The following is a 25,201-nucleotide window of genomic DNA, read 5'->3' as shown; positions in this document are numbered from 1 at the left end:
TAGAGTCTGCGCGCTGCGCGGGCATCGCCAATTCTGCGATGAGGTAAGTTAGCATGCCCAAGACCTTTCCCACCCCGAAGCTGGTAATCTTTGACTGTGACGGCGTGCTGGTGGACAGCGAGCCTGCGTCGAACCAAGCGCTGATCGACAATCTGGCACGGCACGGGCTGGTGCTGACCCTGGAGCAGTCGATGACTCATTTCGTTGGCGGCACCATGACGGGGGTCATGGAGAAGGCCCGCGGCCTGGGGGCGGTTCTGCCGGAGGATTGGATCGCCGAAGTCTTCGCTGACACCTATGCCCAGCTGAAGCAAGGCGTGCCGCTGACACCGGGCATTCCTGCGCTTCTCGCCCGGCTGGATGCCAAGGGGATCCCGGTCTGCGTTGCGTCCAACGGCAGCGAGGAGAAGATGCGCATCACCCTGGGCCAGAACGGGTTGTGGGAGCGGTTCCACCCTCAGGCAATGTTCTCGGCCCAGGCCCTTGGCGTGGCAAAGCCCGAGCCGGGGCTGTTCCTGGCCGCCGCCAGCCATTTCGGCGTGCAGGCGCGTGACTGTTTGGTCATCGAAGACAGCGGCAGCGGCGTGACTGCGGCGGTGCGGGCCGGCATGCGCTGCCTGGGCTTCGCGCCGCAGGGGCAGGGTCAAAAGCTGGCGGCGCTCGGGGCTGAAGTGTTCAGCGATATGGCAGAGGTGCCCGCGCTTTTGTCGATCTGAGGCGGCTGTGCTACTGTTCCAGGCATGGAACAGACATTGCGCACCCCGTTCCTGCAGCCCGCACAGGACGCTGAAACCCGGACCCGGCCCAAGCCGAAACCGGTGCGGGCGCCGCTGTTCATTCAGGATGCGGTGACCCCATGGGCGGATGGCACCATGCTGCTGGCCCTGTGGCGGCTGCAGGAGGCAGAGGAGCGGGACAGCTAGCTGCCGAAACTCTCGGCTGCTTCTTTCTGGTCAGAAATACCCCGGGGGTGCGGGGGCTGGCCCCCGCTTCCGTCCTGTCCGCTTATCCGTAGGTCGGGTGGAATTTCCCCGCCGGCGACAGGGTGAAAATCTCGGCCCCGTCTGCGGTTACCCCGATCGAATGCTCAAACTGCGCCGACAGCGACTTGTCGCGGGTGACGGCGGTCCATTCATCAGCCAGGATCTTGGTTTCCGGTCGGCCCAGGTTGATCATCGGCTCGATGGTAAAGAACATGCCCTCTTCCAGAACCGGGCCGGTACCGGGGCGGCCGTAGTGCAGCACGTTGGGCGGCGCGTGGAACACGGTGCCCAGCCCGTGGCCGCAGAAATCGCGCACCACGCTCATCCGCTGGCTTTCGGCGTAGGACTGGATTGCGTGGCCGATGTCCCCGAAGGTGTTGCCGGGCTTCACCGCCTCGATTCCCTTCATCAGCGAATCGTGGGTTACCTGGATGAGGCGCTCGGCCTTGCGCGGCAGCTTGCCGGCCACGAACATGCGCGAAGTGTCGCCGAACCAGCCGTCGACGATCACCGTCACGTCGATGTTGAGGATATCGCCGTCTTTCAGCTTCTTGTCGCCGGGGATGCCGTGGCAGACCACATGGTTCACCGAGATGCAGCTGGCGTGCTGATAGCCCTTGTAGCCGATGGTGGCGGATTTGGCGCCGGAGTCCTCGACCATCTGGGTGATGATGCGGTCGATCTCGCCGGTGCTTTGGCCGGGGAACACATGGGCAGCGATGTCATCCAGGATGCGCGCAGCCAAGGCGCCTGCCTTGTGCATGCCGGCATAGTCGCCGGGCTCATGAATGCGGATGCCGTCCTTGGTGGTGCGGCCGTCTTTTGATCTCATCCCGATGGGCTCCAATCGATGCCTGTTGCCCCCGTATGTAAGGGTTTTGCGGGCAAAGGGCCAGAGGGGGCGGGAACAAGAGCGAAGGGCAGCGCCCTCCCATTTTGCTGAAAGCAAACCTCAGGTTTGACGGGGAGGGTCGGGCGCTGCCCGGCCTGAAGCCGGGCAGGACATTAGTCGGACTGGAAAGCTGTGCCCAGTTCAACACCCGCAGGCGTGATCAAGGTTCCGTAGACCAGCCGCTCAACGCCCGCGGCATGGGCGCTGGCAAAGGCGTCCGAATAGGCCGGGTCGATGTCCGCCGCCAGCTGGAAGCGGCTGCAATCGGTACGCTGCACCAGATAGAGCATCACCGCGCGGTGGCCTTGCGCCACCATATTCGCCAGTTCTCCAAGGTGCTTGGTGCCGCGGGCGGTGACGCTGTCTGGGAATTCCGCCAGGCCTGGCTGGCGCGACAGGGTCACGCTTTTCACCTCGACATAACAATCTGGCAGCCCGTCTTGGCTGAGCAGGAAGTCGATACGGCTTTTCTCGCCGTATTTCACTTCGGGGCGCACGGTTTTATAAGCGGCGAGCTCGGGGATTTCGCCTGCTTCCAGTGCAGCCCGCAGGGCGCGGTTGGGCACCGAGGTGTCGACGCCGGTGAAATGCCCGCCGTCATGTTCGACCAGGCGCCAGCCGTATTTCAGCTTTTTCTTCGGGTCGTCGTTGGGCTCCAGCCAGATTTTCATGCCCGGCTCCGCCAGCCCCATCATGGAGCCGGGGTTGGCGCAATGGGCGGTGACTTCGCGGCCGTCCTGCAGCCGGCAATCGGCAAGGAAGCGTTTGTAGCGGCGGATCAGCACGGCGGGGATCAGAGGGGTTTCAAAGCGCATAAGATCGGGCCTATACCTGCGAAAGCGAGGTATCAAGGGAGGAAGAACATGGCCAATCCAACGGCAGCCATGCTGGTCATCGGGGATGAGATCCTGTCCGGCCGCACCCAGGATGCCAATATGCACTATCTGGCGGGTGAGCTGGCCAAGCATGGCATTGATCTGAAGGAAGCACGGGTGGTCAGCGATGACGAGGCTGCAATCGTTGCAGCGGTGCAGGCGCTGGCGGCGGCATATGATCATGTCTTCACCAGCGGCGGTATCGGGCCGACTCATGATGACATTACCGCCGATTGCATCGCCAAGGCTTTTGGTGCGCATTTGGATGTGCGCGCGGACGCCCGTGCGATTCTGCAGGCCCACTACGACACCCAGGGGATTGAGCTGAACGCGGCGCGGCTGCGGATGGCGCGCATTCCCGATGGGGCTGCGCTGATCGACAATCCGGTCTCGGCGGCACCGGGGTTCATCTTGGGCAATGTGCATGTAATGGCTGGCGTGCCAATGATTTTTCAGGCCATGGTGGCCAGCGTGATGCCGACTTTGACAGGCGGCCGGCCGATGCTGTCGCAGACGCTGCGTGTGTTCCGCGGAGAGGGCGAGATCGCCGGGCCGCTGCGGGCGCTGGCCGAGGCCTATGAGGATCTCTCGGTGGGCTGCTACCCGTTTCAGAAAGACGGCGTATTTGGCGCCAACATCGTGATCCGGGGCACAGATGGCGCCCGGATTGATACGGCAATGACCGCATTGGCAAAGGAGCTGGAGCTGTGACCACCGATCCCCGTTATTACGCCGTGACCGAGGCGACATGGCCCTCTGCTGCGGTCCGCGAACTGGGTCCGGTGACCTTGCGCGAAGGGCAGGGCGGCGGCAGCCGGGTGTCGGCGGCAACGGTGAATGGAGCGGCTTCGGAGGCGGAGATTGCTGCCGCAGAAGAGGCGATGCGGGCCATGGGCCAGGACTGCCTGTTTATGATCCGCGACGGCGAGGCGGAATTGGACGCGCAGCTTGAGGCGCGCGGCTATGCGGTGAAAGACCCGGTCAACCTGTGGACCTGCCGGGCTGAGGCGCTGACGGACATTCCGGTGCCGCGGGTCACTGCCTTTTGCATCTGGGAGCCGCTGGCGATACAGCGCGAGATCTGGGCGCAGGGCGGCATCGGGCCGGAGCGGATCGCGGTGATGGGCCGCGTAAAAGGTCCAAAAACCGGCCTGCTGGGCCGCCACAAGGACAAGCCCGCGGGGGTGGGATTCGTGGCAATCCATGATGGCGTGGCGATGGTGCATGCGCTGGAGATCCTGCCGCATCAGCGCCGGGCCGGCATGGGCGCTTGGATGATGCGGCAGGCGGCGTTCTGGGCGGTTGAGAACGGCGCCGCTGAGCTGGCGGTGCTGTGCACGAAACGTAACGAAGGCGCCAACGGGCTTTATGCTTCCCTCGGGATGGACTGCGTTGGAGAGTATCACTACCGGATTTTGCAAGAAGGCGATTGACCTCGATGAGTGATCAGACCCAGCCCACCGCTCTTGACCTGCCAATGGTGGACCCGCTGCCGCCGGAGACACAGAAGTATTTCGATATCTGCACCGAGAAGCTGGGATTTGTGCCCAATGTGCTGAAGGCCAATGCGTTTGACATCGATAAGCTCAATGCTTTCACCGCGATGTACAATGACCTGATGCTGGCGGACAGTGGTCTCAGCAAGCTGGAGCGGGAGATGATTGCGGTGGTGGTCTCGGCGATCAACCGCTGTTTCTACTGCCTGGTGGCGCATGGCGCAGCGGTGCGGCAGCTGTCGGGGGACCCGCAGCTGGGTGAGATGCTGGTGATGAACTACCGGGTGGCGCCATTGGACGCGCGGCAGCGGGCAATACTGGATTTTGCTGCCAAGATGACCACGGCGAGCTCCGAGGTCGAGGAGGCGGACCGGCAGGCTTTGCGCGATGCGGGGTTCACGGACCGGGATATTTGGGACATTGCCAATGTCACCGGCTTCTTCAACATGTCCAACCGGGTGGCCAGCGCGACTGCCATGGCGCCCAATCCGGAATACCACAGCCAGTGCCGGTGAGACGTATCCTTGCCGTGATCTGCGCGGCGGTATTGCCGGGATGGCTTGCGGCTGCAGAGCTTGTTCTGCCGGCCGGCGCGGTTGCAGTGTCCGAGCGGGCCACGGCGCTGGGGGTCTATCAGCTGCCGGCCGGGCCGGAGGCGGCAGACAAGGTTCCGTCGCAACGGTTCGAAGGCAGGATCCTGCGCCGGACCTGGCGGCTGGAGGGGCAGGCCGCGGTTTTGCAGATCCTGGCACCTCTGCGCGAGCAGCTGCTGGCCCAAGGCTATGAGGTGCTCCTGGACTGCGCTGCACGCGACTGCGGCGGCTTCGGATTCCGTTTCGGGATCGAGGTCGTGCCGTCGCCGGATATGATGGTGGATATCTCCGCTTACCATTTTCTCTCGGCGGTCAAGGCGGAGCGGGCGGTTTCGGTGCTGGTGTCCCAATCTGGCGGCGCTGCCTATCTGCAAGTGATCGACGTTGCGCCGCCGGCCGCGGGGCCTGCTATTATGAAGCCCGCGCAGCAGGCTTTGGTGGAGGAACTGCCGCTGGAGCTCGCCAAAGTGCTGGAGGTGCAAGGGCATACTGCGCTGCGGGACTTGGAGTTCCAGAGCGGATCGGCGAGGCTCGGCGAGCGGGACTATGCTAGCCTGCGCGACCTCGCTGCGGTGCTGGAAGCCAACCCGGGCTACCGCATACTGCTGGTGGGCCATACGGATACAGTGGGCGGGCTGAAGCAGAACATTGCCATCTCAAAGCGCCGGGCGGGGTCGGTGAAGGCGCGGATGGTCGAAAGCCTGGGTGTTGACAGCGGCCGCATTGATGTGGCCGGGGCGGGTTACCTGGCGCCTATAGCCAGCAACAGGACGCCGGAGGGCCGTGAAGTGAACCGGCGGGTGGAAGCGGTGCTGATCAGCAATTGAGGCTGGCTGCCAAAGAAAACGGATGTGCTCCCGCCCCCGCAGCAGCCCTGGCTGCGCCAGACCCGCTTAGCGGCGTTGGGCCAGGCTCGGCGCAGCGCGCCGAGCCTGGCCCAACCGGACCGGTGCAGGTTTCCTGCAGTGGGGACGGGCGGGAGCGCTTCGGGAGCCGGTGTTGCGAGGGGCGGAAGGAGTTCAGCGGCGGCGCAAGGTGCGGGGGCTGTGATGGTAGCGGGATTTGAACTGGCGTGAAAAGCTTGCAGGCGACGCAAATCCCGCCGCAAAGCTCACCTCGGTCACCGGCATTTCCGTATTGCGCAGCAGATCCCTGGCATAGGCCAGGCGCAGTTGCAGGTAGTGGGCTTTGGGTGTCATGCCGATCCCGCGCTGGCAGCGCAGGCGCAGTGCTTTGAGGCTGAGGTTCAGCTCGTCTGCAATTTGCTGAAGCGGTTTCGGCTCCTGGATGGCGGCGGCCATCAGCCGGTGCATCTGCTGCAGAACGGGGTCGGCTGTCTTCTCGATCCGCTGCCTGGCAGCGGGCGGGCGGATTTCGCCGTGGGCCATGGCGTCTGACGTTGCCGCGGCCAGCGCCGCGGAGGCAACAGACGCAATCCAGGCCAGCATGGCATCGCTTGTGGCAATGCCGCCGGCAGCGGTCAGGCGCCGGTTGCCGAGACAGTAAATCCGGTCGCTGACGTTGATGTCAGGCCAAGCCTCGCGGAAGCCGGGTTCGGCTTCGTAATGCAGAACCGCCTCATGCCCGTCCAGAAATCCAAGCGCGGCCAGCACCACCGAGCCGGTATCGACACCGCCGAGCGTGGCACCGCTGCGCTCCATTCTGGCCAGCCAGGCGCGTGCGCCTGCAGGCACATTGTGCAGCGGATCATAGCCGGCGCAGAGCAGCACCAGGCTGGGACGGGGAGTGCCGTGCCAGCCAGTCCGGTCCGGCGAAACCAGCGCCCCGTTGGAGGCGCGCACTGCACTCTGCGTGGCGGTCAGCGTCTCCCATTCAAATACCTGGACGCCGGCGCATTTGTTGGCCAGGCGCAGGGTCTCGGTGGCCAGCACATAGGCCAGCATCTGGAAGCCGGGAAACAGGAGGAAGTCTACCTTTTGCATGGCGGGGAGTATTTCGCAAAGTTTTGGGCGTTTACAGATAAATTTAACTCCGGACCTGCGGCATAGGCTGGGCCGGAAAGAGGAGAAGGAAACGCCATGACCGTCATGACCCCCACCCCGCTGGAAGGCCGTCCTGCCAATTGCTCGGATGCCGAATGGGAAGCCCGCTGCGAGCTGGCCGCGATCTACAACGCGCTGGTGAAATACCGGCTGACCGACCAGACCAACCAATGGCACGCGATCCGGGTTCCCGGCGAAGATGCGCTGATCACCCATCACTATGGCTGGATGCATGAGGAGGTGACCGCCTCCAACCTGATCAAGGTCGGCTTTGACCGGGTCAATCACAATCCGGAGAACGGTGAGCCGAACCCTTCGGCGACTGAGATTGGCAAGCTGTTCTTCGAGGCGGAGCCTGAGAAGAACTGCATCATGCACATCCATACCAAAGCGATCATGGGCGTAAGTGCGCAAAAGGACGGAGTCGGCCCATACAGCCAAGCCTATCTAATGATCGGCGGCGGCGATGTGCTGGGCTATACCGACTATGAGTTTGAATGCACCGATGACTTCCTGAACGGTCTGCTGGAGGCAGGCCGCGGCAAGAAAGCGGTGGTTGAGGCCTGGCACGGCGCCTTTGTGTTCGGAGGCAGGGCGGGCGAGGCCTTCTTCCGTTCCTTCTATCTGGACCAGGCTTGCGCGGTGCAATTGGAAGTGCAAAAGGCGGCGGCTTGCCCGGGTGTCGAGATCCGCACCATTCCGGAAAGCGAGCAGAAGCGGCACCTCAGCGACATGGCGGCCAGCGACTGGTACGGTTATGAGGGCGAGCTGGAATGGCATGCGATCCGCCGCCGCCTGGACGCCGAGGCGCCGCACTACAAGAGCTGATCAACCCCTCAGACTGGAACGGGCCGCGCGGGCGGCCCGTTTTGTTTCCCTTGTCCAGGCCGGGACTCAGCCGCCGTGCAGCACCGACAGCGCCATCCGGCGGACATAGGCAGGGAAGTTCTCCTCATAGCCTTCCCAATCCGAATATTCCGGCATCTCCACTTCCTCCGATATGCTGAACAGCAGGTTCCAGGGCGCCGCGGGATCATCGCTGGCAAAGGCCTCTTCGAACCGGGCGCTGACCACGGCCTGCAAATCGGTGTAGAACTTGGCGTTTTCCTTCAGCGCTTCGACGCTGTTGCCCGCCGAATGGCCGTTGATCGCATAGGCCGGATCCCAGCCGGCCAGAGTGTTCAGCACCAGTGCAGAACCGACAAAATTGGTGTCCTCTTTGAACTCATGAGGCGACAGTTTCCGCGGCACATAGAGATCGGCTGAAAACACCACATTGCTTTCCAGAACCCGGGCCACGGCGGTGGCCACGCCGTCGGCAATGGCTGGCTGGCTGAGCTCAACCGTCTGGCCGCCCAGATCAATGGTCAGGGCCTCGTCAAAGGTGGTGGTCACCTCGGGGGACGGCATCAGCGGCGACAGCTTCAGCACGTCCAGCCCGTTCTCCTGCATGATGATCTCGGCATCCGGGAATACTTCGGTGCCGCCGATATGGTCGAAATGCTCATGGCTCAGCACCACATGGGTCACCGGCTTGTCGGTGACCTTGGCCAGCTCCTCTTTGAACATCTCGGCGCGGGGAGAAAAGGCCGGGTCAATAATCAGCACGCCGGTCTCCCCGACTACGGCCATGCTGGAATAGCCCATCGCGAAGAAGTGGTAGACGCCATCGGCGGCCTCGGTCAGCGGCGCGGTCTGGGCTTGTGCGGCAGAGCCGGCTGCTATCAGGGCAGCTGCGGCAAGGGTGGATCTCAAGGGCATGGTTTTCTCCAAAACTAACATTGGTAGTTTTGACTAACACCGTTAGTTAAAGAGTCAAATGAAAGCCGCGCGACGGCGGATCACGGAAGAGTGAGCATGGCAGGCAAGGCAAAGCGGATTGCGGAAGAATTTGCTGGTTTTTCAACGCCTGAGGCGATTCTGATCGCGGCGGAAAAACTATGTGGGGAAGAGGGGCCGTCGGGGCTGAAACTGCGCGGGATTGCCCGCCGCGTCGGGATTGAACCTGCCTCTGCCTACAATCACTACAAGGGGCTGCCGGGAATTCTGGCAGCTTTGATTCGCAACGCACTGACGGCAGAGACAGCACTTCTGAAGCTGCCGGAGGACCTGCAGGGCGACGGGGCAGTGGAGGAACTGTGCCTGCGCACCACCCGGTTCTTTGCTGAGCGGCCGGGGATTGTTCGGCTGTCGTTGAATGATTTCGCCGAGGTGCATCATCAGACGCCCAATGCCTTTGATGAAAACCAGGCCTTGATCGTGCAAATGCTGGATCTGGAAGCAGAGTTTCACCGCCGCCACCTTGGGCTGGGGCACCTTAGCCGAAAACGGCTGGGCGAGATTGCAACTTCGCGGCGGTCGATGATCCTGGCGCTGCTCAGCCTGACCTGGCTGAACCAAAAGGAAGTGGATGAAGCGCGGGTGCAGGAGATCGCGGGGCTGGCAGCGGCCTTCATGAAGGGGCTGCCCGCGCAGCTGAAGTAGCAGCGCACGCCGAAAAAAAAGCCCCCGCGTTTGGCGCAGGGGCAGGTCTTCGAGGGAGGTCTTGGCCCGGTTTTCCGTTAAACCGGTTCAGGTTTTCCATTCCGAGGGGTCGCGGTCGGCAAAGGCATGGACCAGGAAGTCAATGAAGGCGCGCACCTTGGGCTGGGTGAACTTGCCCGGCGGGTAGACCGCGTAGATGCCTTGGGTTTCCATCGGCAGGCTGGGCATCACGTCCTCGACCAGCCCTTCTTCCAGCGCTTCCGAGTAGAGGTAGCTGGGCAGGTAAGCGATGCCGAGGCCGGAGATAGCTGCGTTCAGCAGCGATTGCCCGTCATTCACCGACAGCCAGCCGGAGGTGCGCACCTGGCGCTTTTCGCCTGACGGCGCGGTGATCTTCCAGACATTCCCGCTGGACTGGCTGGAGTAATGCAGAAGCTTGTGGGTGTTCAGCTCGTCGATCTTCTGGGGCCGCCCGTATTTCTCCAGATAGGCCGGCGAGGCGATCATCCGCTTGGTGGTCTCGGTCAGCTTGCGTGCCCGCAAGCTGCTGTCTTCCAGCTCGCCGATCCGCACCGCCATGTCGAAACCTTCGGAGATCAGCTCCACATAGCGGTTGTTCAGCACCATGTTGACGGTGATGTCCGGGAAGTCGCGCAGGAAGTCCGACAGCACTGGCGATAGGTGGTTGACGCCGAAATCGGTGGCGACCGAGATCCTGAGCAGCCCAGAGGGCGCCGATTGCATCGAGGTAACCAGCGCGTCCGCTTCGCCGGCATCGTTCAGTACCCGGCGGGCGCGGTCGTAATAGGCCAGGCCGATCTCAGTGGGGGAGACGCGGCGGGTGGTCCGGTTCAGAAGCCGTGCGCCAAGGCGGGCCTCCAGGCTGGAGACATGTTTGGAAACCGCCGATTTCGAGATCCCCATCTTGCGTGCCGCGTCGGTGAAGCCACCCTGGTCCACCACATTGGCAAAGGCCTCCATTTCCGTAAGCCGATCCATATTCACCCATCCTCGTAAAGCCGTGTTGCCTTAAGTGTTGCCGGTGAAATCGGGCAAGAACGGGGCAGGGGTGGGATAATTGCTGGGTTTTAAGGGGATCGTTTTCGGGAAGGAAACGGCAGGGTCGAGGCCAGCGGGCGGGCCGACTCCGGGAGGGAAACCCAAAATTACAGGTGTGCCGCAGGGCAAAGTGCTCCCGCCTGGCAAATGGTTCCCTAGCGGGAGCCCGTGCCAGTTGGGTCCGGCGCCGCACCTGATGGTGCGGCGCGCGCCCCGCCCGCCGGGCAGGGCGCCAGGCCCAACGGGAGCGCGGCATCTTTGATGCTGCCGCGACGGGCGGGAGCTCTCTCCAACAACCGGAAGAAACAAGCGGCTCTGCCGTTATCGCAGCGGGCGCCGGTTCCGGAAAAGGTGCGTTCTGAAAGCGTGTGCAACCAGCCTATGAAGTGAAATCAGGGCGCATGCTTGCCACACTTCGGTGCTGAGCGAAGCTTCCGGCCGCAAGCCCAGGGTAGGCAAAGAGCACAAGCAAGCAAAGGAGTGGCTATGCTGACTTGCATCATCCGGTATCAGATCGACCCGGCCAAGAAGGCGCAGTTCGAACAATACGCCCGTGTATGGGGACAGGCTATCCCGCGCTGCGGTGCCGGCCTGGTTGGCTATTACGCACCTCATGAAGGGTCGTCGTCGCTGGCCTATGGGATCTACAATATCGAGAGCTTGGCGGCGTACGAGGCTTATCGGGCCCGGCTGGCCGCTGACCCGCTGGGGCGGCAGAATTACGAATTTGCGCAGCAAGAACGTTTTTTGCTGCGTGAGGACCGGACCTGGTTGACTCTGGCCTCTGCACCGCATGGGGCCGGGCCGGGAGGAGTGGCATGATTGCCGTGATCTTTGAAGTTGAAATCGCCGGCGGGCGTCAGCAGGCCTACCTTGAGGCCGCCGGGGAATTGCGGCCGCTGCTGGAGCAAGCGGAGGGGTTCCTTTCGGTGGAGCGGTTCCAGAGCCTGACAGCGTCGGAGAAGCTGCTGTCGCTTTCGTTTTGGCGGGATGAGGAGGCGGTGCAGCGCTGGCGGCAGCTGGAGGAGCACCGGGCGGTGCAGGCGCAGGGCCGTGCCGGGATCTTTGCGGATTACCGGCTGCGGGTCGCTGGCGTGATCCGGGACTATGGGCTGCGGGAGCGTATGGAGGCCCCACACGACAGCCGCGACGCGCACGGCTGAGTTATATGCAGCCTGATCAGGTCCTGGAGGAAGACAGTGGTTACAAGCCCGAACAGGCTAACGGGAGTGCGCCCCGCCGCAGCTTCGCCGGATGTGCTTCACGACCAAGGACTATCGGTCCTCAGCCGGACCAGGGTAGGGGGGAACGGCTGGTTCTGGGAAGCAGCATGTTCCCGCCAGGCTTAGGAGCATTGAAAATGCTCCGCGCCCGTTGGGCATGGCACCGTGCCTTGCGCGGTGCCTTCCGTCGTGCAGCAGGCACGGCGCCGGGCCCAACTGCGGGCCGGGCCCGTCAGGGCGTGGAACCGCAGGCGGGAGTGCCTCGGTGCCTTTCAGAGTGCTGCCGCCAGCCGGGTGCCTTGATTGATGGCGCGTTTGGCATCCAGTTCTGCTGCTACGTCGGCGCCGCCGATAACATGGGCCGTTATACCATGCTGTGCCAAGTCATCAGCCAGGCTGCGGTCGGAGATCTGGCCTGCGCAAAGCACAATGCTGTCCACAGGGACTAGCCTGGGGTTTTCGCGGGCCTCGCCAAAGCTGATGTGCAGGCCATCCTCATCAATCCGCTCGTAATTCACGCCGCCTAGGAATTCCACATCCTTCATCTTGAGCGTGGCGCGGTGGATCCAGCCGGTGGTCTTGCCCAGCCGTTTGCCATGGCGCTCCGCCTTGCGCTGCAGCAAGATGACCTGCCGGGCGGGCTCTGCAGGCTGTGGGCCCTCGGGGGCAAGGCCTGCGCGGTGCTCGCCAGGGTCCGCCACCCCCCATTCCCGCATCCACACAGGCAGGTCGGTGGCAGGGCTGTGGCCCTCTTCCAAAAGGAATTCGCAAACGTCAAACCCGATGCCGCCGGCGCCGATCACTGCAACCCGCTTGCCCACCGGTTTCTTGCGGCGGAGCACGTCGATGTAGCTCAGCACGTTTTCGCAGTCCTGGCCCGGAATCTTGGGATCGCGCGGGGTGACGCCCGTGGCAATGACCACGTCATCGAACCCGGTCAGGTCCTCCGCTGTTACTTCTCGGCCAAGTTCCAATGCGACCCCAGCCTCACCCACCATCACCCGGTACCAGTCGACGAGCCCCCAGAATTCTTCCTTGCCCGGCACCTGTTTGGCCATGTTGAGCTGACCGCCAATCTCATCAGCTTTGTCAAACAGGGTGACGCTGTGTCCGCGCTGGGCGGCTGTCAGTGCCGCAGACAACCCGGCCGGGCCAGCGCCCACAACGGCTACTGACTTGGCGGCCGTTGCCGGCTCGATCATTAGTTCGGTTTCATGGCAGGCACGCGGATTGACCAGGCAGGACGTCAGCTTGCCGCCGAAGGTATGATCCAGGCAGGCCTGGTTGCAGGCGATGCAGGGGGCAATGCGCTCGGCCTGCCCGGCTGCAGCCTTGGCCACGAAATCCGCATCCGCCAGCATCGGCCGCGCCATCGAGACCATGTCGGCGCAGCCTTCCGCCAGCACCTGCTCGGCCACCTCGGGCGTGTTGATGCGGTTTGAGGTGATCACCGGGATCGAGACCTTGCCCATCAGCTTCTTTGTCACCCAGGCAAAAGCCGCCCGCGGCACCGAGGTGGCGATGGTTGGGATGCGCGCTTCATGCCAGCCGATGCCGGTGTTGAGGATAGTGGCGCCGGCCTTCTCGATCTCTTGTGCCAGTTGCACCACTTCCTCATGGGTGGAGCCCTCCGGGACCAGGTCGATCATCGACAGGCGGAAGATGATGATGAACTCGCGGCCCACGGCCTCGCGGGTGCGGCGGACAACCTCAATCGCCAGCCGCATCCGGTTCTCATACGGCCCGCCCCAGCGGTCCTCGCGCTTGTTGGTGCGGGTGACCAGGAACTGGTTGAGGAAATAGCCTTCGCTCCCCATGATCTCGACCCCGTCATATCCTGCTTCCTGCGCCAGCCGGGCGGCGTTCACGATGTCAGAGATCTGCTTCTCGATGCCAGCCTCATCCAGCTCCTTGGGCGGGAAGGGGGAGATCGGCGATTTCACCGGGCTGGGTCCGACGCATTCCGGCCCGTAGGCGTAGCGGCCGGCATGCAGGATCTGCATCGCAATCTTGCCGCCTGCGGCATGCACCCGTTCCGTCACCACCCGGTGGTTTTCCACGTCCTTGGCCGTGGTCATCATCGAGGCCCCCGGCAAAACCGATCCTTCCAGATTCGGACCAATGCCGCCGGTCACCATTAATGCCACGCCGCCCCGCGCGCGAGCGGCATAGAATTCGGCCACCCGGTTCCAGTCGCCGGTCTCCTCCAGCCCGGTATGCATTGAGCCCATCAGCACCCGGTTCTTCAATGTGGTGAAACCCAGGTCCAGCGGGGCCAGCAGGTTCGGGTACGCAGTCATCTTCAACTCTCCCTGGCAGTTGGGCTCAGGATCAGTGCCATGGGCCGCCTTGTCACGGGCAAACGCCGCGTCACCCCCTTGCGTGCCTTGGCGGCAAGCAGTCTAAGGTGCAAGTTAAAGTATACTGAGGAGAGCCGCCATGACCCCGGAACAGATCGCCAAGCTGCCCTACCGCCCCAATGTCGGTGTCATGCTGATCAACGCCGGCGGCGGTGTCTGGGTCGGCCAGCGCAAGGACCGTTTCAAAGACGCCTGGCAGATGCCGCAGGGCGGAATCGATGCGGGCGAAGACCCGCGCACTGCGGCCCTGCGCGAGCTGGAAGAGGAAACCGGTGTGGCCCCGGAGCTGGTGGAGATCATCGCCGAGAGCGATGGCTGGCTGCCCTATGATCTGCCCCATGACGTCGTCCCCAAGTTCTGGGGCGGCAAATACCGCGGCCAGGAGCAGAAATGGTATCTGATGCGGTTCCTTGGTTCTGACGATCAGATCAACATCGAGACCGACCATCAGGAGTTCTCGGCCTGGTGCTGGCAACCGGTGGACAGCCTGGTGGAGAAGATCGTGCCCTTCAAACGCGAGGTTTATGCGCGGGTGGTGGAAGAGTTCAGGGAGCATTTGTGAGATGCGGGTTTCCAAAACTGTTTTTTCTGGCGGTGCCTTACTGATTGCGGGCTGTCTTTTGATTACGGCAGGGCCTGCCGCGGCTCTGAGCTGCCTGCCTTGGGGACCCTCGGACGCCTACCTGCAGGCTGCAGAGTCCGAAAGCGCTTACAACATCATCGCGGGCGAGCTGCGGTTCGACGAATCGCTGCTGCCGCAGTCGCACTCGGACAATCCGAATGACACCCCGCCGCTGACCCGCATTCCGGCGCAGCTTTCGGGCAAGATGCTGGAGGGCAAGTATTTCTCCAAACGGGTCAAAGTAGCAGCGGTGCTGGAGGTGGAATGCCTCGGCCCCTGGTGCGGCGGCTTGGCGTCTGGCGCCGATCTTCTATTCTTTGCCGAACAGCGCGGCAGTGATCTGGTAATCCGGGCGGGTGCCTGCGGCGGCTTTGTTTTTGCCGACACCTCCGAAGCCAGGCGGCAGGTGCTGGATTGCCACCGCGGCAAGGCTTGCGAGCCTGCCCTGCCGCGGTGATGGGGTTTATTCTGCTGCGGTTGCCGCCCGCCTAGCTCCAAGCCGGGACTGCCCAAGCCAGAGGCTGTACAGCGCCAGAACTGCGCCCAGCATCTGATTGGATGTCAGGGTCTCGTTCAGCAGCAGCCAGCCCAGGATCACCGCCGACAGAGGGCTGAGCACACCGAGCAGAGAGACTTGCGCAGGGTCAATCCGGGCCAGGCCGCGGAACCACAGGATATAGGTCAGCGCGCCTCCGATCAGGCTCATGTATGCCAAGCCTGCGATATTGGCGGCGGTGAAGACCGGCCACTCCGGCACCGTCCACAGCGCAACCGGCACCAGCAGCAGCCCGCCTGCTGTCAGCTGCCATGCCGTAAAGGTGAGGGGCGGAACCGGCGGCTGCCATTTGCGGGTCAGCACGACGCCCGCAGCCATCGACAGCGCTCCGCCAAGCCCGGCTAAAACGCCGATTGCGTCCAGTTCGGCAGTCGGGGTCAGCACCAGCAGGGCAACCCCGGCAATGCTCAGCAGTGCGGCAGCGATCGCAGCGGCCCGGATCTGCGTGCTGAGCAGCATCGCCGACAAGAACACCACGATCAGCGGCTGCACCGCGCCCAGGGTGGCAGCAACGCCTCCCGGCAGACGGTAGGCGGAGACAAACAGCAGCACCCAGAACAGCGAGAAGTTCAGTGCGCCCAACACCATCAGCCGCGGCAGCCAGTTCAGCGGCGGCAGCTGGCGCACCAGCAGCAGCAGCAGCAGCCCCGCAGGCAGCGCCCGCAGCAGCGCGACTACCAGCGGCGAATGGCCGGGCAGCAGGGTAGTGGTCACGACGTAACTGCTGCCCCAGATCGCAGGGGCCAGCGCGGTCAGCAGTAGGGTTCGTACCGGCATATTGATCTCCTTATCTCGATGTCGAGATAATGGTTTTTATCTTGACGTCAAGATGAACTCGCCTAAACCGGAAATATGGACCATGTGGATTTTGTCACCCAGCAATGGGAACGGGAGCGGCCGGACCTGGATGTCACGGCAATGGGGATCATTGGCCGGGTAGCGCGGCTGTATTTGGCGTATCAGCGTGAAATGCATAAGACTTTTGCGGAGTTCGGGCTGAATGCTGCCAAGTTCGACGTGCTGGCCACGCTGCGCCGGTCCGGCGCGCCGTATGTGCTGTCGCCGGGGAATCTCTTGAAGGCGACGATGGTGGCCTCCGGAACGATGACCAACCGGCTCGACCGGCTGGAGGCGGACGGGCTGGTCAAGCGTGAGGTGAACCCGGAGGACAGCCGTAGTTTCCTGGTCGGGCTGACCGACGCAGGCTTTGCTCTGATCGAGCGGGCGGTGAGTGCGCATGTGCAGACCCAGGCGCGGCTGCTGGCGGGGCTTAGCGGGCAAGAGGTGGAGATGCTCAAAATGCTGTTGAGCAAAGCTCAGGCTGCAGCGGACTCCGGTTAGGCCGGAAATTGCAACCGGATGCGCAAAGCTTGGCAGGGCCGAAGCTGCGCGGGCTGAAGCCCTTGCGTCCTGCGGACGGCGGGGCGGGCGTGGCGCGGGGCGGCTTTGCCGCCCCGCGCCACGCCAACGGGAGGGATAGCACCGTCAGGTGCTGTTCCGACGGGCGGGAGAGCTCCGGCTGAGTTAAAGCAGCCCGGCTTCCTCCAGAAGCGCGCGCACATTGGTTTCCGGGCGCGGGCCGATGTGGCGGATCACTTCGCCGGCGCAGATGCAGCCCATGCGGGCGCAAACTTCCATGCTGCGCCCCGTCGCCATGCCAAACAGGAAGCCGGCTGCAAACTGGTCGCCCGCCCCGGTGGCATCCACCGGCACAATCGCCTCGACCGGGACGTCAATGCGCACGCCCTCATTCAGCACCGTCACCCCGTCGCCCGAGCGGGTGCAGACCACCAGCGGGCAGATCGTTGCGGTCCTGGCCATCGCCGCTTCCAGGTCATCGGTCTGAAACAGCGCCATCAGCTCATCCTGATTGCCAATCACGAAATCCAGCTGGTTGCCGATCAGGTCCAGGAAGTCCGCCCGGTGCCGTTCGACGCAGAACGGGTCCGAAATCGACATCCCCACTTTGCCGCCGCCGGCCTGGCAGGCGCGCGCAGCTTCGCGGAACGCGGTTTTGCCTTTGTCCTTGTCAAACAGATAGCCTTCCAGGAACATGATTTGGGCGTTGCCGGCAGCCCCATCCGGAACATCCGCCGAACTCAGCTCCGAGGACGTGCCCAGATAGGTGTTCATCGACCGCTCGCCGTCAGGCGAGACAAAGATCATCGAGCGCGAGGTCGGCAGATCGTCTTCGGTGACCGGCGGGTTCACAAAGGCGACGCCTTCGTTGTTCATCGCATCGGCGTAGAATTTCCCAAGCGCATCCTCACGCACCCGGCCGATAAAGGCAGCCTCGAGCCCCAGCGCGCCGGCGCCCGCAATGGTATTTGCCACTGAGCCGCCGGGTGTCAGCACCCGGTTGCCCATTGCCGCATAAAGCTCTTCGCAGCGGTCGCGCTCGATCAGCTGCATGATGCCTTTTTCGATGCCCTGTTCAGCCAGGAAGCTGTCTTCGCATTGGGCGATCACGTCGACCACGGCATTGCCGATGCCGACGAGCTGATAGGTCTTTGTCATGGTCCCTCCTTGGGGATGTCCGGGGCGGCTTCAGGTAAGTGAATATGCCGCATCAATGGTTTACAGGTTCTTGTCTTCATACATGCAGAGGTCGCGGATCAGACAGTTGCCGCACATTGGCTTGCGGGCCTTGCAGTGATAGCGGCCATGCAGGATCAGCCAGTGGTGGGCATGCTGCTGGAAATCTGCCGGGATGTTGTCTTCCACCGCACGCTCCACCGCATCGACATCTTTGCCGGGGGCAATGCCCGAGCGGTTGCCAACCCGGAAGATATGGGTGTCCACCGCCTGCGCTGGCTGTTTCCACCACATGTTCAGCACCACATTGGCGGTCTTGCGGCCGACGCCGGGCAGCGACTGCAGCGCGGCGCGGGAATTGGGCACCTCGCCGCCGTAGTCCTCGACCAGGATCTTCGACAGCTTGATCACGTTCTTGGCCTTGTTGCGGTAGAGGCCAATGGTCTTGATATGCTCGATCAGTTGCTCTTCGCCCAGATCCAGCATCTTTTGCGGCGTGTCCGCAATCTTGAATAACTCGTGGGTGGCCTTGTTCACTCCGGCGTCGGTGGCCTGCGCCGACAGCGCCACGGCGACCACCAGCGTATAAGCGTTGACATGCTCCAGCTCGCCCTTGGGCTCGGGCTCAGCTGCCTGAAAGCGCGTGAAGATCTCACGCAGCGTATGATAATCGAGTTGCTTTGCCATGGCTGCGCTTATGGCCTGTTCTCACCGGCGGGTGCAATAATTTAGCACAGCGCAGGCTGAGGCTCTGTTATCTTGCGGCCCCGCCGCAACTTGGCCTAGGCCGAAGGGAAGGGCCGTAGTTTCGCGCCGCTCTTGGCAAGCTGGTCTTGCACGCGTTCCCAGCCCGCGCGATCGGCGGCGAGGACTGCAGAGGGGACGATCTCCACCTCATATCCCCGGTTCAGGGCGCCGCAGGCGGTCTTGTGGACGCAATGGCAGCCGTCGAGGCCAGTCAGCCGCAGTTTGCCAATGCGGTTTTCAGCCAGATAGTCTTCCAGCGCGGCCGACGAAAACGCATCGCCGATGTGTTTTACGAACTCGGCTGATGCCGGCAGCTGAAGGCGGGGATCCAGACCCAGGCCCGCCGAGTTCTGATTGCCCAGGCCCTGGTTGGCCCAGCTGTTCAGCCGGTTGGTCCACCAGCCTTTCATGATGTGGCGGATTACGATCACCGGCTCGCCGCGGGAGCGGGCCTCGCGGGCAAGCTGCCGGATGCTGCTGATGGCAGCCAGGAGGTCCGCTTCGCTCCAGTCGCGGCCAGCTTGCAGCTGGGTGAAATCTTCCTGCATGTCGATCACCAGCAGCGCTGTGCCGGGACGACTGGCGGTGTCAATGCGGCGGCCCCGGGTCGGAGCGGTCATCCGGCGGATGCTCCAGGCCGTGTAAGCGGCGGCGAGCACGGCCAGGCCGCCCAGGATCCATAAAACAACCATGTCAGGCCTCCTGCGCCTGGGTCATAAAGAAATGCGTAAGTGCCAGTTGCACCCGGTGATGGGTGGCGATGTCCTCGTCGGAGAAATCGCTGGCAAAGCGCTGCAAAACCGCCGTTTCGCGGGCCCGGATCTCCCGGATGATTTCCGTGCCGCGGGGCTTGAGGCAGTAGCAGGAGCTGCCCTTGCGGGCCGGGCTGGGGCTGGCCTCGATCAGCGCCGCCTGCCGCAGCTCTTTCAGGATGCGCGACACGAACTGCCGTTTGAGCTGCAGGTCCTGGCCAAGCTGCGGCGCGGTGGCGCCGGGGCGGTTCAGGAGCCCTTCTAAAAGCGCCCGCTGGCCCAGGGATATGCCATGCGGCAGGGTGCCTTGCTCCACCGCCGCAGTGATTCCGCGCATCAGCGGACGGGTGGCCTGAACGGCCTCATAAAGCTGATCCAGTGTTTTTGTCATGGCGGCACAGTAAGTTCTGTCATGATGATTCGTCAACTTAGTTGACAAATTGCGAGCTGTAACCGCAAGTTCCGGGTCGATTGCCGCGACCGCCCGTATTACTTTCAAAGGCAAGTCAGAACAGGATGAACCGATGAATATCGAAGCACGGGAAAGCACCTATCACTACGGCGTCATGCGCCGGGCGATTGAGCTGATCGACGATGGCGGCGAGGATCTGACGCTGGAGCAGCTGGCGGTCCGCATGGATATGAGCCCGGCGCATTTTCAGCGGCTGTTCTCGGCCTGGGTCGGAGTTTCACCCAAACGCTATCAGCAGTACTTGCGGCTCGGCCATGCCAAGGCGCTCCTGCGTGAACGGTTCACTACGCTGGAGGCTTCGCATGCGGTGGGACTGTCCGGTTCGGGGCGTCTGCACGACTTGTTTCTGCGCTGGGAGGCGATGAGCCCTGGCGAATATGCCCGCAAGGGCGATGGTCTGCGAATCTTCTGGGGTTGGTTCGACAGCCCCTTTGGCCTGGCCTTGGTGATGGGCACCGCCAAGGGCATATGCGGGATGGCCTTTGCGGCTGAGACCGGGGCAGAGCCTGCAATGGCTGATATGCGGGCCCGCTGGCCGCAGGCGGAGTTCATTGAGGATCCCACGGCTCTGCGCCCGCTGGCCGAGGCGGCCTTTGCCCAAAAGGGCGAAACCGCGCTGCACATGATCGGCGCCCCCTTGCAGATCAAGGTGTGGGAGGCGCTGCTGCGCATTCCCTCGGGCCATGTCACCACATACTCCGAGCTGGCCCAGGCGATTGGCTCGCCCAAGGCGGTGCGCGCGGTGGGCACTGCGGTGGGCCGCAACCCCGTCAGCTGGCTGATTCCCTGCCATCGCGCCCTGCGTAAATCCGGCGCCTTGGGCGGCTATCATTGGGGACTGCCGGTCAAACGGGCTATGCTTGCCTTTGAGGCCGCGCGCGGCGAGGAGGCTGCGGCAGATGAAATGCGCGCCGCCGGCTGAACAGGCGCTGCAACAGTCCGGGGGCCGGTCGCGTGACCGCTTGCCGGGCCTCATGGCGCCTTCGGGCTTCCTCAAGTTCTATTTCATGCGGTGCCAACGGGCGGGGGTGTGTTCCGCAACCTGTCTTGCCAAGGCTGATCATGACGATCCAGTCGTAGGTAAGCATGGTGTCTCTCCTTTTTTCTGAGGACCAGAAAACCAGACCACTGCTGACAGGCTGTTGTCAGCGGCTTGTGCTAGGGTGTCAGCAGACTGTCACTGGAGCCTGCCCATGCCCCGCACCGGCCGCCTGTTTGAAATCATCCAGATCCTGCGCTCCGCCACCGCTCCGGTGCGGGCTGAGGATCTGGCCGAGAAGCTGGAAGTCAGCAAACGCACCATCTACCGCGACATCGCGGCGCTGCAGGCAATGCGCACTCCGGTCGAGGGCGAGGCCGGGATCGGTTATATCCTGCGCAACGGCTATGACCTGCCGCCGCTCAACTTCGACGAGGAGGAACTGGAGGCGCTGCATGTGGGGCTGGCGATGCTGATGCGCACCGGCGATGGCGCCATGCAGCAGGCTGCGGCCCGCGTCAGCCGCAAAATCCGCGATGTGCATGCTTCGGCCGACTGGCTGCAGGTGGCGCCATGGGGTGCGCCGCTGGACGACCCTGAGCAGGGCTGCGTCTCCAAAGCCCTGCTGCGCCAGGCGGTGCGGGAGTGCCGCAAGCTGCAGATAACCTATGTCAGCCCGGAAAGCGGCGAGACCTGCCGCACCTTGCGGCCGCTGGCGCTGATCTATCATATCGAATGCACCATGCTCGCCGCCTGGTGCGAGCTGCGCGGCGGTTTCCGCCACTTCCGCACCGACCGGATGTTTTCGGCGGAACTGCAGGAGGAGCAGTTTGCGGGCGAGGCGCAAACCCTGCGCAAACTGTGGATGGAACAGGAGGGCTGGGACTTTGCCTTTGCACCGTAACAGCAGATTTTGCGCGGTATTTCGCCTAATCAGGAAAGCCTTATCTTGAGAAGGCGGCGCCACGGCCCGATATTCCATTGGAATGCCGGGAATGGACCGGATCTGAGAAAGCAGAAGGCAGAATTTTGATGATGCAGATGAAACTCACCACGGCAGGTATTGTCGCCGCAGCCCTGGGCCTTGGCGCCTGCACCGATCCGGCAACCATTGGCACGCCGGGCAGCAACACCCAGAAAGGCGCGGTGCTGGGCGGGATCATCGGCGCAGGCGTTGGCGCGATTGCCAACGATTCCGACCGCGGTCTGGGGGCAGTCACCGGAGCGCTGGTGGGGGCGACCGCCGGCGGCGTGATCGGCAACCAGCTGGATGCGCAGGAGCGCGAGTTGCGCCAGACCCTGGCCAACGACGATATCACCATCGTCAATACTGGCGACCGGCTGATCCTGTCGTTCCCGAACGACCTGACCTTTGCCACCGATAGCGCCGCGGTCTCGCCCGCGGTGCAGGGCGACCTGCGCCGGGTGGCCGACAGTCTGGTACGCTACCCCAACAGCACTGTGCGGGTGATCGGCCATACCGACAGCGACGGCGATGCCTCATATAACCAGGGCCTGTCCGAGCGCCGCGCCAATGCGGTGGCCGACCAGATCCAGGCCGGCGGCGTGCCCTATCACCGGCTGCGGATTGTCGGCTATGGCGAAGAGCAGCCAGTGGCCTCGAATCTGACGCCGGAGGGCAAGGCCCGCAACCGCCGTGTCGAAGTCGTGGTGATCCCGCAGGCGGCCTGATCCCCGGCTCTTGCGGTTATGCCGGCCCGTCCCTTTGGGGCGGGCTTTTTCTTTGCGCCAGGCTGTTCGGGACAGTGGTATTGTAAAGCTGCACATGGGCTGCGCGTGCATGGCTGTTTCCAGAGCGGCGCGAGCCCATACATGATGGGCGCAACAACAGATGCGAACAAAGGATTTCCCGATGACCACTCCCGTATTGCTCACGATTTCCGGCTCGCTGCGCCGAGGCGCCACCAACCGCAAGCTGCTGGCGGAAGCCGCCAGGGTGTTCGGGCCTGCCGCGGTGGCGGAGGCGGATCTGAACCTGCCGCTCTATGACGGCGATGCCGAGGCGGCCGAAGGTATCCCGCCTGCAGTGCAGGCGCTGGCGGATCAGATCGCGGCCGCAGATGCGATACTGATCTCCACCCCGGAATACAACAAAGGCCCGTCGGGTGTGCTGAAAAACGCGCTGGACTGGGTCAGCCGCACCGAGGGCAACCCCTGGGCGGACAAGCCGGTGGCGGTGATGTCGGCAGCGGCCGGCAGGGCAGGCGGCGAACAGGCGCAGGCGCTGCTGCGGGGCTTCCTGGTGCCGTTCCAGCCGCGGCTGATCATCGGCCCAGGTGTGCATTTGGCGGGGTCCGGCAAGGAATTCGATGAGACCGGGCGGCTGATCAGCGAACATTATGAGGCAACCCTGACCAAACTGATGCAGAAGCTGCGGGCAGAGCTGCAGCGCTGATCTTGCCTCGCCGCCGGCTGCGGCTAAGGTGGCAGCATGAACAATGCGAGCGCACCGCCGGAGCAGCGGCTGACGGACATGATGGACCCGGCCCGGGCGGCAGCCTTTCAAATCGCGCTGGGGCTGGATCCGGACATTGCGGAGGGCAGCGCGCTGCCGCCGTTCTTTCACCAGCTCTATTTCTGGACGCCGCTGCCGCCCGGCGAACTGGGCCGGGACGGCCATCCGAAGGTCGGGGGTGCCGGGCTGATTCCGGATCTGGGCCTGCCGCGGCGGATGTGGGCCGGCGGACGGCTGCGCTTTGGGGCGCCCTTGCGGGCGGGGGCCGCGGCGGAAAAGAGCTCCGTGCTAGAAAGCGCCGAGCGCAAAACCGGCCGCACCGGCCCTCTGGGCCTGGTAACGCTGCGCCATGAGATCAGCCAGGAGGGGCGGCTGTGCCTCAGTGAATGGCACGATCTGGTCTACCGCGAGGATCCGGATCCGGGGGCGCCGAAGCCGGTGCCGCCCGTGGCGCGCACGGATGAGACAGATGTGCGGGAAGTCTCTTTCAGCTCGACTTTGCTGTTCCGTTATTCTGCGCTGACTTTCAATGGCCACCGGATCCATTATGACCTCGACTATGCCCGCGATGTGGAGGGCTACTCGGGGCTGGTAGTGCATGGGCCGCTTCTGGCGCAGCAGCTGATGCTGCTGGCGGAAGAGCTTATGGGGCCGCTGGCGGAGTTTTCCTTCCGGGCGACATCTCCGCTGATGCATTTCGAAAGTGCTGATCTGTGCCGCAACGGCCAGGATCTGTGGGTGCGCGGACCGGATGGGCGGCAGTGCATGAGTGCGATTGCGGTGCCGCGCGGCTGAGGGGGCGCTCCCGCGCCCCAAGCTGCCCTGCCGGGCAGATTAGGGGCTTGGGCATGGCGCCGCTTGCGCGGCGCAAAGGGTTCGGCTGAGAAGCCCATTAAGGGCAGGATTGCCCTGAATGGGCCCGGTCCATTGTGGGACGCCCTTTGACGCCTCAAGGGTGAACCGCGCGTGCGCGCGGCGGCTGCGCCGCCCTTGACCCGCCAAAGGGCAGGATAGGAGGCGCGGGGATCAGAAGTTATCTTCGACCCGGAAGCCTTCGGGGATGCTGTCGTTGTCTTCCAAGAGCAGGTCCGCCATCACATGCGCGGTCTTAGGGGCCATGCCGAAGCCGATCTTGAAGCCGCCGTTTGAAATGAAGTGGTTCTCACGGCCCGGCCAGGCGCCGAGCATCGGCGCGCGGGATTTTGCACGCGGACGCACCCCGGCCCAGCGTTCGATCACCTCGGCACCATGCAGCACCGGGATGGCGGTGCGGGCGCGCTCGATCACATCATCCAGCTGTTCGTCGGTTGCCTTGCCATCCTCGAAATCGCGCTCGGAGGTGGAACCGATCGCCAGGGTGCCGTCGGCGTGCGGGATGATGTGCAGGCTGTCCGCATAGAGCTGCGGCACCTCGCCTTCGTGAAAGCGCAGGAGGGCGGCCTGGCCTTTAACGCCGCCGCCAATGGTTTTGCCGAAGGCCTCGTTCAGCTCCAGCAGGCCGGCAAAGCCCTTGGCGTGCACTACCTTGCCCTGGTCCGGGGCCTCCGGCTGTATTTCAACACCCATTACCGCCAGAGCAGACACCAGCGCGGCGCAGGCGCGGCGGGGGTGCATGCGGGCGCTGAGGGTGTCGTGGATGACATAGCCGGTGGCGCTGGGCGGCACCCAGGGACCGAGGGCAGAAGTCTCGCAGACCCGCCATTCGGCCTCATCCTTCCAGAATTCGCGGGCGGTGATTTCGCGGGCGCGCGCCAGTTCCAGCGTGCGCGTATCATTGATCGGCTGCAGGCGGCCGGTGCGGCCGTAGCCGGGAGAGACGCCGCCGGTGGCCTCAACCTCTGCCCAGAAGCTTTCCGCCATCAGAAGGCTTTCCAGCTGGAACTGTTTCTTGGAGTTCCAGTTTTCGGGCACATGCGGGGCGAGGGCGCCGACCAGCCCGCCGCTGGAGCCTGCACCGGCGCCGAACGGGTCCACCACCTGCACTTTGGCGCCGCGCCGGGCGCAGACCCAGGCGGCCGAGAGGCCGAAAATGCCTGCACCGCGCACCGTAATATCTGCCATTGCCATTTGCCGTTCCTTTCGCCAGTGTCGCGC

At 63.8% G+C, this 25,201-nt stretch carries 30 protein-coding genes; 18 read left to right on the top strand and 12 right to left on the bottom strand.

The genetic code is table 11. The annotated features are described in order from the left end of the window. The first annotated feature begins 53 nt into the window (after nucleotides 1-53). Both RA19_RS05680 and RA19_RS05675 read left to right on the top strand, forming a co-directional pair. Nucleotides 54-716 carry an HAD family hydrolase gene (locus tag RA19_RS05680; RefSeq protein ID WP_039160461.1) on the top strand — a complete coding sequence of 221 codons (663 nt, stop codon included), beginning with the start codon at nucleotides 54-56 and terminating at the stop codon, nucleotides 714-716. 24 nt (nucleotides 717-740) lie between these two features. After that, nucleotides 741-923, top strand: coding sequence for a hypothetical protein (locus tag RA19_RS05675; RefSeq protein WP_039160459.1), 183 nt, complete (start codon nucleotides 741-743; stop codon nucleotides 921-923). 82 nt (nucleotides 924-1,005) lie between these two features. Here RA19_RS05675 and map read toward each other — a convergent pair whose 3' ends face one another. Together map and sfsA are read right to left on the bottom strand one after the other, a co-directional pair. Beyond that, a complete protein-coding gene (gene map, locus RA19_RS05670; protein WP_039160457.1) occupies nucleotides 1,006-1,815 on the bottom strand; it encodes a type I methionyl aminopeptidase in 810 nt (269 codons plus the stop codon). Between the two features lie 173 nt (nucleotides 1,816-1,988). Beyond that, entirely contained in the window at nucleotides 1,989-2,690 is a 702-nt protein-coding gene (gene sfsA / locus RA19_RS05665) for a DNA/RNA nuclease SfsA (RefSeq protein WP_039160454.1), read from the bottom strand. Nucleotides 2,691-2,738: 48 nt separating this feature from the next. Between sfsA and RA19_RS05660 the strand changes: the two genes are divergently transcribed. Genes RA19_RS05660 through RA19_RS05645 form a run of 4 tightly spaced genes read left to right on the top strand, consistent with a single transcriptional unit; the run spans nucleotide 2,739 to nucleotide 5,666 of the window. Further along, complete coding sequence (locus RA19_RS05660) at nucleotides 2,739-3,461, top strand: competence/damage-inducible protein A (protein ID WP_039160452.1); 723 nt, start codon at nucleotides 2,739-2,741, stop codon at nucleotides 3,459-3,461. Next, nucleotides 3,458-4,183, top strand: a complete 726-nt coding sequence (locus RA19_RS05655) for a GNAT family N-acetyltransferase (protein ID WP_039160450.1) — start codon at nucleotides 3,458-3,460, stop codon at nucleotides 4,181-4,183. The genes RA19_RS05660 and RA19_RS05655 overlap by 4 nt, the downstream gene beginning before the upstream one ends. A 5-nt stretch (nucleotides 4,184-4,188) precedes the next feature. Beyond that, nucleotides 4,189-4,761, top strand: a complete 573-nt coding sequence (locus RA19_RS05650) for a peroxidase-related enzyme (protein ID WP_039160823.1) — start codon at nucleotides 4,189-4,191, stop codon at nucleotides 4,759-4,761. Beyond that, nucleotides 4,758-5,666, top strand: coding sequence for an OmpA family protein (locus tag RA19_RS05645; protein WP_342586043.1), 909 nt, complete (start codon nucleotides 4,758-4,760; stop codon nucleotides 5,664-5,666). The genes RA19_RS05650 and RA19_RS05645 overlap by 4 nt, the downstream gene beginning before the upstream one ends. A gap of 192 nt (nucleotides 5,667-5,858) precedes the next feature. Here the strand turns inward: RA19_RS05645 and RA19_RS05640 are convergent, their stop codons facing one another. Next, nucleotides 5,859-6,782, bottom strand: coding sequence for a GlxA family transcriptional regulator (locus RA19_RS05640; RefSeq protein WP_039160447.1), 924 nt, complete (start codon nucleotides 6,780-6,782; stop codon nucleotides 5,859-5,861). Nucleotides 6,783-6,878: 96 nt separating this feature from the next. Here RA19_RS05640 and RA19_RS05635 point away from each other — a divergent pair, with 96 nt between their 5' ends. Continuing rightward, on the top strand, nucleotides 6,879-7,670 hold the full coding sequence (locus RA19_RS05635; protein WP_039160445.1) for a class II aldolase/adducin family protein: 792 nt from the start codon (nucleotides 6,879-6,881) through the stop codon (nucleotides 7,668-7,670). 66 nt (nucleotides 7,671-7,736) lie between these two features. Here RA19_RS05635 and RA19_RS05630 read toward each other — a convergent pair whose 3' ends face one another. Beyond that, nucleotides 7,737-8,603 (bottom strand): MBL fold metallo-hydrolase, encoded by an 867-nt coding sequence (locus RA19_RS05630; RefSeq protein WP_052261663.1) that lies wholly within the window; start codon nucleotides 8,601-8,603, stop codon nucleotides 7,737-7,739. A 96-nt stretch (nucleotides 8,604-8,699) separates the two neighbouring features. Here RA19_RS05630 and RA19_RS05625 point away from each other — a divergent pair, with 96 nt between their 5' ends. Continuing rightward, complete coding sequence (locus RA19_RS05625) at nucleotides 8,700-9,326, top strand: TetR/AcrR family transcriptional regulator (protein ID WP_039160443.1); 627 nt, start codon at nucleotides 8,700-8,702, stop codon at nucleotides 9,324-9,326. 87 nt (nucleotides 9,327-9,413) lie between these two features. Here RA19_RS05625 and RA19_RS05620 read toward each other — a convergent pair whose 3' ends face one another. Further along, nucleotides 9,414-10,325 (bottom strand): LysR family transcriptional regulator, encoded by a 912-nt coding sequence (locus RA19_RS05620; protein ID WP_039160441.1) that lies wholly within the window; start codon nucleotides 10,323-10,325, stop codon nucleotides 9,414-9,416. Between the two features lie 546 nt (nucleotides 10,326-10,871). Between RA19_RS05620 and RA19_RS05615 the strand changes: the two genes are divergently transcribed. Both RA19_RS05615 and RA19_RS05610 read left to right on the top strand, forming a co-directional pair. Further along, nucleotides 10,872-11,207, top strand: a complete 336-nt coding sequence (locus RA19_RS05615; protein WP_039160438.1) for an NIPSNAP family protein — start codon at nucleotides 10,872-10,874, stop codon at nucleotides 11,205-11,207. Further along, nucleotides 11,204-11,548 (top strand): antibiotic biosynthesis monooxygenase family protein, encoded by a 345-nt coding sequence (locus RA19_RS05610; RefSeq protein WP_039160436.1) that lies wholly within the window; start codon nucleotides 11,204-11,206, stop codon nucleotides 11,546-11,548. Before RA19_RS05615 ends, RA19_RS05610 begins: the two co-directional genes overlap by 4 nt. A gap of 332 nt (nucleotides 11,549-11,880) precedes the next feature. Here RA19_RS05610 and RA19_RS05605 read toward each other — a convergent pair whose 3' ends face one another. Next, nucleotides 11,881-13,908 (bottom strand): NADPH-dependent 2,4-dienoyl-CoA reductase, encoded by a 2,028-nt coding sequence (locus RA19_RS05605; protein ID WP_039160434.1) that lies wholly within the window; start codon nucleotides 13,906-13,908, stop codon nucleotides 11,881-11,883. 139 nt (nucleotides 13,909-14,047) lie between these two features. Between RA19_RS05605 and RA19_RS05600 the strand changes: the two genes are divergently transcribed. After that, entirely contained in the window at nucleotides 14,048-14,530 is a 483-nt protein-coding gene (locus RA19_RS05600; protein ID WP_039160433.1) for an RNA pyrophosphohydrolase, read from the top strand. A gap of 1 nt (nucleotide 14,531) precedes the next feature. Then, nucleotides 14,532-15,047, top strand: coding sequence for a hypothetical protein (locus RA19_RS05595; RefSeq protein WP_241479028.1), 516 nt, complete (start codon nucleotides 14,532-14,534; stop codon nucleotides 15,045-15,047). Nucleotides 15,048-15,053: 6 nt separating this feature from the next. Here RA19_RS05595 and RA19_RS05590 read toward each other — a convergent pair whose 3' ends face one another. Continuing rightward, a complete protein-coding gene (locus tag RA19_RS05590) occupies nucleotides 15,054-15,923 on the bottom strand; it encodes an EamA family transporter (protein WP_039160430.1) in 870 nt (289 codons plus the stop codon). Nucleotides 15,924-15,998: 75 nt separating this feature from the next. Here RA19_RS05590 and RA19_RS05585 point away from each other — a divergent pair, with 75 nt between their 5' ends. Beyond that, nucleotides 15,999-16,487: a MarR family winged helix-turn-helix transcriptional regulator gene (locus RA19_RS05585; protein ID WP_039160427.1), complete on the top strand. Its 489-nt coding sequence runs from the start codon at nucleotides 15,999-16,001 to the stop codon at nucleotides 16,485-16,487. A 183-nt stretch (nucleotides 16,488-16,670) separates the two neighbouring features. Here RA19_RS05585 and RA19_RS05580 read toward each other — a convergent pair whose 3' ends face one another. The 4 genes from RA19_RS05580 to RA19_RS05565 form a co-directional block, all read right to left on the bottom strand. Beyond that, a complete protein-coding gene (locus RA19_RS05580) occupies nucleotides 16,671-17,663 on the bottom strand; it encodes an adenosine kinase (protein ID WP_039160425.1) in 993 nt (330 codons plus the stop codon). A gap of 60 nt (nucleotides 17,664-17,723) precedes the next feature. After that, the gene (gene nth / locus RA19_RS05575; RefSeq protein ID WP_039160422.1) at nucleotides 17,724-18,368 is read right to left on the bottom strand and encodes an endonuclease III; all 645 of its coding nucleotides are present in this window, start codon (nucleotides 18,366-18,368) and stop codon (nucleotides 17,724-17,726) included. A gap of 95 nt (nucleotides 18,369-18,463) precedes the next feature. Further along, on the bottom strand, nucleotides 18,464-19,120 hold the full coding sequence (locus tag RA19_RS05570) for a cysteine hydrolase (protein WP_039160420.1): 657 nt from the start codon (nucleotides 19,118-19,120) through the stop codon (nucleotides 18,464-18,466). Nucleotide 19,121: 1 nt separating this feature from the next. Then, a complete protein-coding gene (locus RA19_RS05565; RefSeq protein ID WP_039160417.1) occupies nucleotides 19,122-19,571 on the bottom strand; it encodes a MarR family winged helix-turn-helix transcriptional regulator in 450 nt (149 codons plus the stop codon). Nucleotides 19,572-19,704: 133 nt separating this feature from the next. Here RA19_RS05565 and RA19_RS05560 point away from each other — a divergent pair, with 133 nt between their 5' ends. The 5 genes from RA19_RS05560 to RA19_RS05540 all read left to right on the top strand — a co-directional run bounded on the left by RA19_RS05560 (nucleotide 19,705) and on the right by RA19_RS05540 (nucleotide 23,902). After that, on the top strand, nucleotides 19,705-20,574 hold the full coding sequence (locus RA19_RS05560; protein ID WP_039160414.1) for a methylated-DNA--[protein]-cysteine S-methyltransferase: 870 nt from the start codon (nucleotides 19,705-19,707) through the stop codon (nucleotides 20,572-20,574). 271 nt (nucleotides 20,575-20,845) lie between these two features. Then, entirely contained in the window at nucleotides 20,846-21,535 is a 690-nt protein-coding gene (locus RA19_RS05555; protein ID WP_039160412.1) for a helix-turn-helix transcriptional regulator, read from the top strand. Between the two features lie 128 nt (nucleotides 21,536-21,663). After that, complete coding sequence (locus RA19_RS05550) at nucleotides 21,664-22,323, top strand: OmpA family protein (protein ID WP_039160409.1); 660 nt, start codon at nucleotides 21,664-21,666, stop codon at nucleotides 22,321-22,323. 181 nt (nucleotides 22,324-22,504) lie between these two features. Continuing rightward, a complete protein-coding gene (locus RA19_RS05545) occupies nucleotides 22,505-23,047 on the top strand; it encodes an NADPH-dependent FMN reductase (protein ID WP_039160406.1) in 543 nt (180 codons plus the stop codon). Nucleotides 23,048-23,083: 36 nt separating this feature from the next. Continuing rightward, entirely contained in the window at nucleotides 23,084-23,902 is an 819-nt protein-coding gene (locus RA19_RS05540) for an acyl dehydratase (protein WP_039160404.1), read from the top strand. Nucleotides 23,903-24,133: 231 nt separating this feature from the next. On the opposite strand, the gene RA19_RS05535 is transcribed toward RA19_RS05540, so the two are convergent. Then, complete coding sequence (locus RA19_RS05535; RefSeq protein ID WP_039160402.1) at nucleotides 24,134-25,174, bottom strand: NAD(P)/FAD-dependent oxidoreductase; 1,041 nt, start codon at nucleotides 25,172-25,174, stop codon at nucleotides 24,134-24,136. Between the last annotated feature and the right edge of the window lie 27 nt (nucleotides 25,175-25,201).

The organism is Leisingera sp. ANG-M1 (genome assembly GCF_000813745.1).
In the GTDB taxonomy this organism is placed as follows: domain Bacteria; phylum Pseudomonadota; class Alphaproteobacteria; order Rhodobacterales; family Rhodobacteraceae; genus Leisingera.
Note: the sequence above shows the minus strand (reverse complement) of the source record. Positions and strands in the feature narration are given on the sequence as shown.